The sequence below is a fragment of the Polaromonas sp. CG_9.5 genome, from assembly GCF_035984465.1.
Classification (GTDB): domain Bacteria; phylum Pseudomonadota; class Gammaproteobacteria; order Burkholderiales; family Burkholderiaceae_C; genus Polaromonas.
The window spans coordinates 91,972-104,831 of sequence record NZ_JAXCHR010000005.1 but is presented as its reverse complement, the minus strand read 5'-3'; the positions used below and the strand labels follow the sequence as shown (position 1 = coordinate 104,831).

Sequence of the window (12,860 nt, the reverse complement as noted above, 5' to 3'; positions counted from 1 at the left end):
ATCCCATCATGAGCCCTACACCACCGTCATTCAACGCTGCCCACCTTGATGCCTGGGCCAAGTTGGCCGCCAAATCTGCTCCCAACGGGGATGTGGAGGCACTGAACTGGCAAACGCCCGACGGCATCAGCGTCAAGCCGCTGTACACCTTTGATGACATCAAAGACCTGCCTTACACCAACACCTTGCCGGGTCTGGAGCCTTTCATTCGCGGCCCGCAGGCCACGATGTATTCGGTGCGCCCGTGGACAATTCGCCAGTACGCCGGCTTTTCAACCGCAGAAGAATCCAACGCGTTTTACCGCAAGGCCCTTAGTGCTGGCGGGCAGGGCGTGTCGGTGGCGTTTGATCTGGCCACGCACCGGGGCTATGACTCTGACCATCCGCGCGTGACCGGCGACGTGGGCAAGGCCGGTGTGGCGATTGATTCGGTCGAGGACATGAAAATCCTTTTCGACCAGATTCCGCTGGACAAAGTCAGCGTGTCCATGACCATGAACGGCGCGGTCTTGCCGGTGTTGGCGGGTTACGTGGTGGCGGCTGAAGAGCAAGGCGTGAGCCAGGACAAGCTGAGCGGCACCATCCAAAACGATGTGCTCAAAGAGTTCATGGTGCGCAACACCTACATCTACCCGCCTGCGCCCAGCATGCGCATCATTGGCGACATCATCGAGTACACGGCGCATCACATGCCCAAGTTCAACTCGATCTCGATCAGCGGTTACCACATGCAGGAAGCCGGCGCGAACCAGGCGCTGGAACTCGCTTTCACGTTGGCTGACGGCAAGGAATATGTCAAAACCGCCTTGGGCAAGGGGCTGGACGTTGACGGTTTTGCCGGACGCCTGAGCTTTTTCTGGGCGATTGGCATGAACTTCTACCTTGAAGTCGCCAAGATGCGCGCGGCCCGCTTGCTGTGGTGCCGCATCATGAAGGGCTTTGACGCCAAGAACCCCAAGAGCCTGATGCTGCGCACCCACTGCCAGACCAGCGGCTGGAGCCTGACCGAGCAAGACCCGTACAACAACGTCGTGCGCACCACCATCGAGGCGATGGCGGCCGTGTTTGGCGGCACGCAAAGCCTGCACACCAATTCGTTCGACGAGGCGATTGCGCTGCCCACCGAGTTCTCGTCGCGCATTGCCCGCAACACCCAGCTCATCATTCAGGAAGAAACCCACATTACCAGCGTCATTGACCCTTGGGCAGGAAGCTACATGATGGAAAAACTGACGCAAGACATGGCCGACGCCGCCTGGACCCTGATCGAAGAAGTCGAAGCGATGGGCGGCATGGTCAAGGCCGTGGACAGCGGCTGGGCCAAGCTCAAGATCGAAGCAGCGGCGGCTGAAAAGCAGGCCCGCATTGACAGCGGCAAGGACGTGATCGTCGGCGTCAACAAGTACAAGCTCAAGACTGAAGACGCCATCGAAGCCCGCGACATCGACAACGTGGCGGTGCGCGACGGCCAGATTGCCCGGCTCAACGAAATCAAGCAAAAACGTGACACAGCGCAGGTACAACAAGCGCTGGATGCTATTACTTTTGCAGCAGAGGACAACAGCGGCAACCTGCTGGACTTGTGCATCAAGGCGATGCGTCTGCGCGCCACGGTGGGCGAAGTCAGCGATGCGCTGGAAAAAGTTTATGGCCGCCACCGCGCCGACACGCAAAAAGTCAGCGGCGTGTATGCCGCCGCCTATGACTCGGCGGAAGGCTGGGAAAGCCTGAAAAGCGAAATCAACGCCTTTGCCGAAGCCGAAGGCCGCCGCCCGCGCGTGATGATTTCCAAGCTCGGCCAGGACGGCCATGACCGGGGTGCCAAGGTCGTCGCCACGGCGTTTGCCGACCTCGGCTTTGACGTGGACATGGGCCCGCTGTTCCAGACGCCCGAGGAATGCGCCCGCCAGGCGATTGAAAACGACGTGCATGCCGTGGGCGTGAGCACGCTGGCCGCCGGCCACAAGACGCTGGTGCCGGCCATCATTGCCGAGCTCAAGAAGCAGGGCGCAGACGACATCATCGTGTTTGTCGGCGGCGTGATTCCGCGCCAGGACTACGAAATGCTGTACGAAGCAGGCGTCAAAGGTATCTACGGCCCCGGCACACCGATTCCGGCCAGCGCCAAGGATGTGCTGGAGCAGATCAAAAAGGCGATTGCCTGAAGCCGCTACTGTGCTGCCACCTCAGACCATGAATCCAACCGACACCGCCAACGCAGGCAAAACAGCGGGCTTGTTGCAGGGCATTCTGGGCAATGACCTGCAAATCCAGCGCCGCGCCATTGCCAAAGCCATCACTTTGCTCGAATCGACCCGCGCCGACCACCGCGCGCAGGGCGACGAGTTGCTGACCCTGCTGCTGCCGCACACCGGCAATGCGTTTCGTTTGGGCATCAGCGGCGTTCCGGGCGTTGGCAAATCGACCTTCATTGAAGTGCTGGGCCTGTACCTGATCAAGCAGGGCCACCGCGTGGCGGTGCTGACCATCGACCCGTCATCAAGCGTGTCGGGTGGCTCTATTCTGGGCGACAAGACACGCATGGAAATGCTGTCGGTGCATGAATCGGCCTACATCCGGCCCAGCCCTTCGAGCTGCACGTTGGGCGGCGTCGCTGAAAAAACCCGCGAAGCCATGCTGGTTTGCGAAGCCGCCGGCTACGACGTGGTGATTGTCGAAACCGTCGGCGTCGGCCAGTCCGAAACCGCCGTCGCCAACATGACCGACATGTTCGTGGTCATGCAATTGCCCAACGCCGGCGATGATTTGCAGGCGATCAAGAAAGGCGTGATGGAGCTGGCCGATCTGGTCGTCATCAACAAGGCCGACATCGACGCCAACGCCGCCATGCGCGCCGAAGCACAAATTAAATCCGCCATGCGCCTGTTCGGCCTGGTCAACAACGCCATGAATGCCGCGCAAGCCGCTGAATTTGACACGCACTGGCATCCGCAGGTGCTGCAACTCAGCGCGTTGCACAACACAGGCGTCGATGCGTTCTGGGCGGCGGTCAGCGAGTTCAAAAAATTGCAGACCACAAACGGCAAGCTCAGCAGCCGCCGCCAGCATCAGGCGCTGAGCTGGATGTGGGAACGCATTGATGCCGGCCTGAAACTGGCGTTTCGCCAAGACCCGGCAGTCGGTGCTTTGTTGCCGTCGCTGCTGGAGCAGGTGGGCCAAGGACAGCTTCCGGCCTCGACTGCGGCAAGAAATCTGCTCTCTGCGCATGCGCAGCGGGCGCAAGCAGCTATTCAATAGATAGCATCAAACCAGACTCTACAGAAAGCGAGCTATGCAGGAAATTCTTGAGCAACTTGAAAAAAAGCGCGCAGCAGCGCGTCTGGGCGGTGGCCAAAAGCGCATTGATGCGCAACACGGCAAAGGCAAGCTGACGGCGCGCGAGCGCCTCGAAGTGTTGCTGGACGAAGGCACGTTCGAGGAATGGGACATGTTTGTCGAGCACCGTTGCAACGACTTTGGCATGCAAGACAACAAGATTCCGGGCGACGGCGTGGTTACCGGCTACGGCATGATCAATGGCCGACTGGTCTTCGTTTTCAGCCAGGATTTCACCGTGTTTGGCGGCGCTTTGAGCGAAGCGCATGCCGAGAAAATCTGCAAAGTGATGGACCAGGCCATGAAGGTTGGCGCGCCAGTCATCGGCCTGAACGACTCGGGTGGTGCGCGCATTCAGGAAGGCGTGGCGTCGCTGGGCGGTTACGCCGACGTGTTCCAGCGCAACGTCATGGCCAGCGGCGTGATTCCGCAAATCAGCATGATCATGGGGCCGTCAGCCGGCGGCGCGGTGTATTCGCCCGCCATGACCGACTTCATTTTCATGGTCAAGGACTCGTCCTACATGTTCGTCACCGGCCCCGAAGTGGTCAAGACCGTGACACACGAGGAAGTCACGGCCGAAGAACTGGGCGGTGCCATCACCCACACCACCAAGAGCGGCGTGGCCGACCTGGCCTTTGAAAACGATGTTGAAGCGCTCATCATGCTGCGCCGCCTGTACAACTACCTGCCGCTGAACAACCGCGAAAAAGCGCCGGTGCGCCCAAGCGCCGACCCGGCCAGCCGCATGGACATGAGCCTGGACACGCTGGTGCCCTTGAGCGCCAACAAGGCGTACGACATGAAGGAACTCATCACCAAGACGGTCGACGATGGCGACTTTTTCGAGATCCAGCCCGAGTACGCCAAAAACATCATCATCGGTTTTGCCCGCATGGAAGGCCAGTCGGTCGGCATCGTCGCCAACCAGCCTTTGGTGCTGGCCGGTTGCCTGGACATCAAAAGCTCGATCAAGGCGGCGCGCTTTGTGCGCTTTTGCGATGCCTTCAATATTCCGGTCATCACTTTTGTCGATGTGCCCGGCTTCATGCCCGGCACCTCGCAGGAATACGGCGGCATCATCAAGCACGGCGCCAAGCTGCTCTACGCCTACGCTGAATGCACCGTGCCGAAAATCACCGTCATCACCCGCAAGGCCTACGGCGGCGCGTACGACGTCATGAGTTCCAAGCATTTGCGCGGCGACGTGAACTTTGCCTGGCCGAATGCCGAGATTGCCGTCATGGGCGCCAAGGGCGCGGTCGAGATCATCTTTCGGGAAGACAAGGGTGACCCGGTCAAACTGGCCGCGAAAGAAGCCGAGTACAAAGCGCGTTTCGCCAATCCGTTCGTGGCTGGCGCACGCGGCTTCATTGACGACGTGATCCTGCCGCACGAAACCCGCAAGCGCATCTGCCGCTCGCTGGTGATGCTGAAGGACAAGAAGCTTGAAAATCCGTGGCGCAAGCACGGGAACATTCCGCTGTGAGAAAAGCTCGCCAGTCGGGAATCAGCCCAAAGCAGTGCGTATCTTCAGGCCGCTGCCGTTAGGAAAATGATGCGCTTGCGTTTCACTTCCTGGGTGCGGCTGTTGCTGGGCGCATTGCTGCTGACCCAAAGTCTTTACTTGGTCACCGTCAAGGTGACGCATCTGGGCATGCTGATTCCGGCCTTTCTGGGCGCGGTGCTGGTGGCGCTGGCCTTGTGTGGCGCGTCCTGGCGCCGGTGGCTGGATAGCCAGCCGCAGCGTCGGCGCATCTGGGCTCTGGTGCAGGCGGGCTTTGGCGTCTGGTTGCTGTCGCTGGCGGCGTTTTTCGCCTGGCTGACGCTGCGCCAGCAGTCGCAGGATTTGCAGGGCTTTACCCCGCAAGTGATTGTGGTGCTCGGCTCCAGCACGCCCAACGCGCAACCTTCGCCGGCACTGGTCGAGCGGCTGAACCTGGCCTTTAGCCTGGCCCGCAGCTATCCAGACGCCAAGGTCGTGGTCAGCGGGGGTGTGGATTTTGGCCAAGTGCTTTCAGAAGCCAGCGTCATGGCCGGCTATCTGCAAGGCAAAGGGCTGGGCAAAGGACAGATCCTGCTCGAAGACCGCAGCACCAGTACGCATGAAAACCTGGTCTTTTCCTTGCAGCTGGTGCAAAAAATCGGTTTGGGGCCGGCGGTGCCGATGTTGCTGGTGACCAATGATTTCCACACGCTGCGGGCCGGCTGGATTGCCAAAAAAGCAGGCTGGAAAAACGTCAGAACCGCCGGTGCCCCAACGCCTTTGTACATGCGCTACAACGCCTGGCTGCGCGAATACTTTGCCTGCATGTCGGGTTTGCTGTTCAATGAATATTGACACCATGCACCCGCCAAGCCTGCACGTAACGCAACCGCCCAAACACTCAAAATTGATTCATTCCTGGGGAAATATTGCATGTTTACCAAAATTCTGATCGCCAACCGGGGCGAAATTGCCTGCCGCGTCATTCTTACCGCCCGCAAAATGGGTATTAAAACGGTGGCGGTGTATTCCGATGCCGACAAGGATGCGCGCCATGTCGAGCTGGCCGACGAAGCTGTCAACATCGGCCCCGCGCCGAGCCGCGACAGCTATTTGCAGGCGGAAAAAATCATTGCCGCCTGCAAACAGACCGGCGCCGAAGCGGTGCATCCGGGCTACGGTTTCCTGAGCGAAAATGCCGGTTTTGCCAAACGCGTGGAAGAAGAAGGCATCGTTTTTATCGGCCCCAAGCATTACTCAATTGCCGCCATGGGCGACAAGATCGAATCCAAAAAGCTGGCCGGTGCGGCGGGCGTGAACTGCATTCCCGGCGTCAACGACGCGATTGAAACGCCTGAAAAAGCGGTGGAAATTGCGCAAAGTATTGGCTATCCGGTGATGATCAAGGCCAGCGCGGGCGGCGGTGGCAAAGGCTTGCGCGTTGCCTTCAACGACAAGGAAGCGTTTGAAGGCTTCACCAGCTGCCGCAACGAAGCGCGCAACAGCTTTGGCGATGACCGCGTATTCATTGAGAAGTTTGTCGAGGAACCGCGCCACATCGAAATCCAGCTGGTGGGCGACAGCCACGGCAATGTCATTTACCTCAATGAGCGCGAATGCTCCATCCAGCGCCGTCACCAGAAGGTCATTGAAGAAGCGCCCAGCCCGTTCATCAGCGACGAGACACGCAAAGCGATGGGTGAGCAGGCCGTGCAACTGGCCAAGGCGGTGAATTACCAATCAGCCGGCACGGTTGAATTTGTCGTCGGCAAAGACCAGAGTTTTTATTTCCTGGAAATGAACACCCGTCTGCAGGTCGAGCATCCGGTCACCGAATGCATCACCGGCCTGGACTTGGTGGAGTTGATGATTCGTGTGGCAGCGGGCGAAAAGCTGCCGCTCACCCAGGCTGAAGTCAAGCGCGACGGCTGGGCGATTGAGTGCCGCATCAACGCCGAAGACCCGTTCCGGGGCTTTTTGCCTTCGACCGGCCGGCTGGTGCGCTTTCAGCCGCCGAAGGAAACCATGTTTGCTTCCGACACGTCGCACTGGTTTGGCGTGCGCGTGGATACCGGCGTGCAGGACGGCGGCGAGATTCCGATGTATTACGACTCGATGATTGCCAAGCTGATCGTTCACGGCACCGACCGCAATGACGCGATTGCCAAGATGCGCGAGGCGCTCAACAGCTTCGTGATTCGCGGCGTGAGCAGCAACATTCCGTTCCAGGCGGCCTTGCTGGCACATCCGAAGTTTGTCGCTGGTGACTTCAACACCGGCTTCATCGCCGAAAACTACGCCGACGGTTTCAAAGCCGAAGACGTACCGCATGACGATGCCGACTTTTTGGTGGCGCTGGCGGCGTATGTGAACCGCCGCATCCGGGCGCGTGCTGCAGGCATCAGCGGCCAGTTGCCGGGCCACGGCGTGACCGTCGGCGAAAAATATGTGGTGATTGGCCTGGGCGAGGGCGGCACCAACACGCCAAAACCCGCCGTGGTTCGGGATTATCAAGCCGTTTCGGGCTCCAGCGCCGTAGAGACGGGCGACAAGCGCTATGAAATATGCAGCGGATGGCATTTGGGCGGCACGCGCCTTCGCGGCACCGTCAACGGCCAGCCGTTTGCCGCGCAAGTCGAACGCGGCGTGGGCAAGAACCCGCTGGCGATACGCATTATTCACAACGGCACCCGGCTCGATGCGCTGGTGTTGTCGCCGCGCGCGGCCGAGTTGCATGCGCTGATGCCGTTCAAGGCACCGCCTGACCTGAGCCGCTTTGTGCTGTCGCCCATGCCGGGCCTGCTGGCCGAAGTGTCGGTGCAGGTCGGTCAAAAAGTGCAGGCGGGCGAGCGTGTGGCGGTGATTGAAGCCATGAAGATGGAAAACGTGCTGTTTGCGATGGCGGACGGCGTAGTCGGCAAGGTGCTGGCCGCCAAGGGTGAGTCGCTGAGCGTCGATCAGCCGATTGTGGAGTTCGTATGAACCGCCGCCCGTTCAAGGTGCTGGGCATCCAGCAGATCGCCATTGGGGGCCCGAGCAAAGACCGGCTTCGCACACTGTGGGTGGACATGCTGGGGCTGGAAGTCACCGGTAATTTTGTCAGCGAGCGGGAAAACGTGGATGAAGACATCTGCGCCATCGGCAGCGGCCCGTTCAAGGTTGAAGTCGATTTGATGCAGCCCATTGACATCGACAAAAAGCCCGCCGTGCATGCCACGCCGCTCAACCATGTCGGCTTGTGGATTGATGACTTGCCCACGGCGGTTGAATGGCTGACCGCGCAGGGCGTGCGGTTTGCGCCGGGCGGCATTCGCAAAGGCGCGGCCGGTTTTGACATCTGCTTTTTGCATCCCAAGTCGAATGACGCCTTTCCGGTGTCGGGCGAGGGCGTGCTGATTGAGCTGGTGCAGGCACCGCCTGAAGTGATCAGTGCTTTTGCAACCCTGGCCCAGGGCGCGGCGGCTTAACAGCAATCGCCCGAATCAGCGGCAGGCGTGGCTTCAGGCTTGGGCGCCGCGCTGCGCCCGGGCGCGGGCCAGTGCGGCTTCAATGACAGCGCGCTTGCGTTCGGCTGGCGTACTGGCAGATTCAGCCACCGCTGCGCTTTTGACGGCCTCAGGATGCTCTGCCAGCGGCAATTTTTCGACGTTTTCAAGCGTTTCAGGGTTGACGTGCTTGTCCTGCGTGCTTCTGTAGCTATGAAATTCGTAGCGTAACAGGGCCGTCTTGGCTTCTGCTGAAGACCAGGCGCTCCAGCCGGTTTGCTGGCCAGTGACGTTTTCGAGGCTGATGCAGTCCACCGGGCAGACGGGCACGCACAATTCGCAACCCGTGCAGTAAGTTTCCATCACGGTGTGCATCAGCTTGTTGCTGCCCATGATGGCGTCCACCGGACAGGCTTTGATGCACAAGGTGCAGCCGATGCACCAGGCTTCGTCAATCACGGCCATGGTGCGCGGGCCTTCAACCCCGTTGGATGGATTCAGCGGCAGTGCCGGCAAGCCGGTGATTTGCGAAAGCAGCGCCACACCTTCAGCACCGCCAGGCGGGCACTGGTTGATGGCGGCTAGACCTGATGAGATGGCCTGCGCGTAGGCCGCGCAATCAGGAAAACCGCAGCGTGTGCATTGCGTTTGGGGCAATGCAGCATGGATGCGGTCAAAAAGGGTTTTTGGGGTAAAGAAGGCGGGTGGGTTCACGCGCCTATTTTCCCACTGGCAAAGCTTGATTTCCCTGCGCCGCTGTGAAGTCGGCAGCGCAGGGCATTGTCAAGCGGCTGACTGCTCGGGCGGAAGTGGCGTTGCGGCGGTTTCTGCGGTTGTCGCCGCTTTAGCGGGTACAGCTGCAACGGACGATGCAACGACTGCCGGGGCTGCCTTCTCAGGGGTGGCAACAGGTGCGGCTGCAGCCGGGGCTTTAGCTTGCTTGACTGCCACAAGAACGGGTTTGGAGGCGCGCTTGGCAACCGGTTTGACAGCTGGTTTGGCTTCGGATTTTGGCGCGGGTCGTGCCTCTGGCGTTGCTGCTTCGGTGGTAACGGGCGTTGGCTTCTTCGCTGCTTTAGGCGCTTTGGCTGCTTTGGCCACTGGCGCTGCTTTTTTGGCAGCCACTGGCAAGGTTTCAGCAGGCATGAGCGACTTGTTCTCTTCCAGAATGAAGGCTTTCACCGCTGGATAGACCACATCGCGCCAGCGCCGGCCGCTGAAGATGCCGTAATGGCCCGCGCCCTTGGCTTCCAGGTGGGTTTTGTGCGACTCGGGCACGCCGCTGCACATCGCCAGTGCGGCACGGGTTTGTCCGGCGCCGGAAATGTCATCGAGCTCGCCTTCTACGGTCATCACGGCGGTGGTCTTGATGTCGCTTGGCATCACGCGTTCGAGCTTGCCATCAACCGACATGACTTCCCAGGTGCCTTTGACCAGTTTGAATTCCTGGAAAACGGTCTTGATGGTGTCAAGGTAGTAGTCGGCATCCATGTCCAGCACGGCGTTGTACTCGTCGTAGAACTTGCGGTGCGCGTCGGTGCTGGCGTCGTCGCCCTTGATCAGGTTCTTGAAGTAGTCGTAATGACTGGTGGCATGGCGATCCGGGTTCATGGCCACGAAACCGGTGTGCTGCAAAAAGCCCGGATAAACACGGCGACCCTTGCCCGGAAAGTTGCCGGGAACAGGGTAGATCACATTTTTTTCAAACCACTCGTAGGGCTTGGTGGTGGCCAGGTCGTTCACTGCCGTGGCCGACTGGCGGGCATCAATCGGGCCGCCCATCATGATCATCGACAGGGGCGTGGTTTCGCCGCGCGAAGCCATCAGGGAGATGGCGGCAAACACAGGCACCGTCGGCTGGCACACGCTGATCACATGGCAGTTGCCATATTTGCCCTGCAGGTGGCGGATAAATTCCTGGACGTAATTGACATAGTCGTCAAGGTTGAACGTGCCGTCGGACAAAGGCACGTTGCGTGCGTTTTTCCAGTCGGTGATGTAGACCTTGTGATCTTTCAGCATTGTTTTGACGGTGTCGCGCAGCAAGGTTGCGTAGTGGCCCGACAAAGGCGCTACGACCAGCACTGCAGGCTGGTTCTTGAGCCTGGCGAGCGTGGCCGTGTCGTCAGAAAAGCGTTTAAAGCGGCGCAACTCGCAAAAAGGCTTGTCGAGTTCGATGCGTTCCTGAATCGCCAGGGCGACGCCGTCAGCGTCTACTGTATGGATGTCAAAGGAAGGCTTTTCATAACCCTTGCCGAGTCGGTACATCAGGCTGTAGCCTGCAGACACGCGCTGGGCAAGCGGAGTTTTGCCGATGGGTGACGACGAGCCACCGTAGAGTTTTGCAGCGGCCTGTGCGAAGTCGACAAACGGCTCCATCAACGTGCGCTGGGATTCATAAAGCTGGTACAGCATGGGAACGAACCTTTTTTTGGATACGGCGGGTAAAAACGAAATATGTTGCAGTGCAATATAACAGGCGTTAAGTTTGACGTGCTAATGATAAACAGCCAAATTTAAAATTTGCTTACAAGTTTTACGATAAATCCTTGCTTTTGAGTAAGGACTTTGATGATTTTTTCATCTGTGCGTATGGTAATGCGGTCAGATTTTCTGCTTGCCCGATAAGGGGCAATCCACAATTGCAGCAGTGCGATTTCTGGCGCGGTTTTTGTTTCAGGGCCGTTACCCGTTATGCAACTTTCATCCAACAAAATTTTCCCTCTATTCAGCTCTTCCAGGAGTCACCATGATTACTACACTTGACACCGCCGCCCTTGACCAAGTGGTTTCTTTGAAAAAAACCGAGCGCATGCCGGTGCTGTTTTTGGGTCACGGCAGCCCCATGAATGCGATAGGTGACAACGAATACCGGCGCAGCTGGCAAGCGCTGGGTGCCAGGTTTGGCACCGAAATCCCCAACCCGCAACTGATTTTGTGTATCTCAGCCCATTGGCTGACCACCGGCTGGTGGCTGACGGCCATGACGCAGCCCAAAACCATTCATGATTTTGGCGGCTTTCCGCAGGAACTGTTTGACCAGCAATACCCCGCACTTGGCGATCCGGCAGCAGCTCGGGCGATGAGTTTGATGGTCAGGCAGCGTTTGTCGGCCCCACTGGGCCTGGACGTCAGCGAATGGGGGCTGGATCACGGCGCCTGGTCGGTGCTCAAGCCGATGTTTCCCGAGGCCGATATCCCCGTCATCCAGCTCAGCATGGACTACAGCCACGCCCCGGAAGACCATTACGCGCTGGCAAAGCAGCTCAAAGCCTTGCGCGACCGGGGCGTGTTGATTGTTGGCAGCGGCAATATCGTGCACAACCTCGGGCAGATGCAGCGCGGCGCCCAAGGCAACCAGGCGTATGACTGGGCGCTGGAGTTTGACCAGACGATGGGCGGCTATCTGCAGCAAGGCAATCTGGAGGCGCTGCAAAATTTCCAGAAACTCGGCTCTCTGGCCAAGATGGCCCATCCGACACATGAGCATTTTTTGCCGCTGCTGTATGCGGCGGGCGCTGTGGAGTCGCGTGAGCCTATGCGGTTTTTCAACACCAACTTTCAGGGCGGCTCGATTTCAATGCGCTCGATGATCTGGGGATAAAGCTGTTGCATGAACGCGTGCCGGGCCACGGTCGGGCTGAACTGGCCTGATACCGGGCTTGATTCTGTTGACAGGGCTCCATCGTTGCGCCTGAAACAGTTCCGCCAGCGCGTTGAATTGCTCCTTTATTCATAGCTTATAGCGCACGTGGATATTGCACAAAAGCCCTATTTGGCTAAATTTTCATCCATACTTGGCTGTGCGCGCGCCAGAAGCTTCATGAAAAGCACCGGGTTGTCTTGAAACGGCGCAGTTTTGAGTCCACACGTTGCGCACAACAGGATTTTTATGCTGGCTTTCCAGTGCGCTTGTGCCTTGGTGCGGCGTGGCAGGCGACAGTCCCAGCGCCGATAATTGCAGTTTTCTTGCTGATGCCCATTTCAATTCAATGCAACACATCTCTATTACGCCCTGCATTGGCACGCGCAAAGTGTGCCGTGCGGCGCACCTGTTGCACGGCACCTCCGACCCGAAGGCGCACTGAGCGATGCTGAAGTTTTTAATTGATGAGCGTGAGGTGGAATTGAGCGCGATCCGGGCGCAGGGTGCGGGCGGGCAAAACGTCAATAAAGTTTCCAGTGCGGTGCATCTGCGCTATGACATCGTGGCCTCATCGCTGCCCGACGAGATCAAGGAGCGTCTGCTGTGCCTGAGCGACAGCCGCATCACGCGCGAAGGCGTGCTGGTGTTGAAGGCGCAGCAGCACCGCACGCAAGAGATGAACCGGGCCGATGCGCTGGCCCGCCTGCAGCAGGTCATCGATGGCGTATCCAATCCACCCAAAGCCCGCCGCGCGACCAAACCGACTTACGGCTCCCGGCAGCGCCGGCTGGAAAGCAAAAGCCAGCGTTCAGCCACCAAGGAATTGCGCGGCAAGGTGAACAAGGAATGAGCGCTGACGGCAGGGCTGATGCGCTTTCGCCAGCGTGTCAATCAGCTTGCCGCCAAC

Annotated in this window: 11 protein-coding genes; 8 read left to right on the top strand and 3 right to left on the bottom strand. The window is 59.1% G+C overall.

The annotated features are described in order from the left end of the window. The first annotated feature begins 8 nt into the window (after window positions 1-8). The 6 genes from scpA (at window position 9) to RCH06_RS05470 (ending at window position 8,289) form a co-directional block, all read left to right on the top strand. Window positions 9-2,165, top strand: coding sequence for a methylmalonyl-CoA mutase (gene scpA, locus RCH06_RS05495; protein WP_327080434.1), 2,157 nt, complete (start codon window positions 9-11; stop codon window positions 2,163-2,165). Window positions 2,166-2,193: 28 nt separating this feature from the next. After that, the gene (meaB, locus tag RCH06_RS05490) at window positions 2,194-3,258 is read left to right on the top strand and encodes a methylmalonyl Co-A mutase-associated GTPase MeaB (RefSeq protein ID WP_327080433.1); all 1,065 of its coding nucleotides are present in this window, start codon (window positions 2,194-2,196) and stop codon (window positions 3,256-3,258) included. Window positions 3,259-3,292: 34 nt separating this feature from the next. Continuing rightward, on the top strand, window positions 3,293-4,825 hold the full coding sequence (locus tag RCH06_RS05485; RefSeq protein WP_327080432.1) for an acyl-CoA carboxylase subunit beta: 1,533 nt from the start codon (window positions 3,293-3,295) through the stop codon (window positions 4,823-4,825). A gap of 75 nt (window positions 4,826-4,900) precedes the next feature. Further along, window positions 4,901-5,677 carry a YdcF family protein gene (locus RCH06_RS05480; RefSeq protein WP_327080431.1) on the top strand — a complete coding sequence of 259 codons (777 nt, stop codon included), beginning with the start codon at window positions 4,901-4,903 and terminating at the stop codon, window positions 5,675-5,677. A 78-nt stretch (window positions 5,678-5,755) separates the two neighbouring features. Next, window positions 5,756-7,804 (top strand): acetyl/propionyl/methylcrotonyl-CoA carboxylase subunit alpha, encoded by a 2,049-nt coding sequence (locus RCH06_RS05475; RefSeq protein WP_327080430.1) that lies wholly within the window; start codon window positions 5,756-5,758, stop codon window positions 7,802-7,804. Continuing rightward, on the top strand, window positions 7,801-8,289 hold the full coding sequence (locus RCH06_RS05470) for a VOC family protein (protein ID WP_327080429.1): 489 nt from the start codon (window positions 7,801-7,803) through the stop codon (window positions 8,287-8,289). Before RCH06_RS05475 ends, RCH06_RS05470 begins: the two co-directional genes overlap by 4 nt. Window positions 8,290-8,322: 33 nt before the next feature. Here RCH06_RS05470 and rsxB read toward each other — a convergent pair whose 3' ends face one another. The 3 genes from rsxB to RCH06_RS05455 all read right to left on the bottom strand — a co-directional run bounded on the left by rsxB (window position 8,323) and on the right by RCH06_RS05455 (window position 11,018). Beyond that, window positions 8,323-9,021: an electron transport complex subunit RsxB gene (gene rsxB / locus RCH06_RS05465; protein WP_327080428.1), complete on the bottom strand. Its 699-nt coding sequence runs from the start codon at window positions 9,019-9,021 to the stop codon at window positions 8,323-8,325. Window positions 9,022-9,090: 69 nt separating this feature from the next. Continuing rightward, entirely contained in the window at window positions 9,091-10,722 is a 1,632-nt protein-coding gene (locus RCH06_RS05460) for a polyhydroxyalkanoate depolymerase (RefSeq protein WP_327080427.1), read from the bottom strand. A gap of 101 nt (window positions 10,723-10,823) precedes the next feature. Then, window positions 10,824-11,018 (bottom strand): hypothetical protein, encoded by a 195-nt coding sequence (locus RCH06_RS05455; protein WP_327080426.1) that lies wholly within the window; start codon window positions 11,016-11,018, stop codon window positions 10,824-10,826. Between the two features lie 38 nt (window positions 11,019-11,056). Here RCH06_RS05455 and ygiD point away from each other — a divergent pair, with 38 nt between their 5' ends. Then, window positions 11,057-11,911, top strand: a complete 855-nt coding sequence (gene ygiD / locus RCH06_RS05450; RefSeq protein ID WP_327080425.1) for a 4,5-DOPA dioxygenase extradiol — start codon at window positions 11,057-11,059, stop codon at window positions 11,909-11,911. A 487-nt stretch (window positions 11,912-12,398) separates the two neighbouring features. Beyond that, window positions 12,399-12,803, top strand: a complete 405-nt coding sequence (gene arfB, locus RCH06_RS05445; RefSeq protein ID WP_327080424.1) for an alternative ribosome rescue aminoacyl-tRNA hydrolase ArfB — start codon at window positions 12,399-12,401, stop codon at window positions 12,801-12,803. Window positions 12,804-12,860 lie beyond the last annotated feature (57 nt).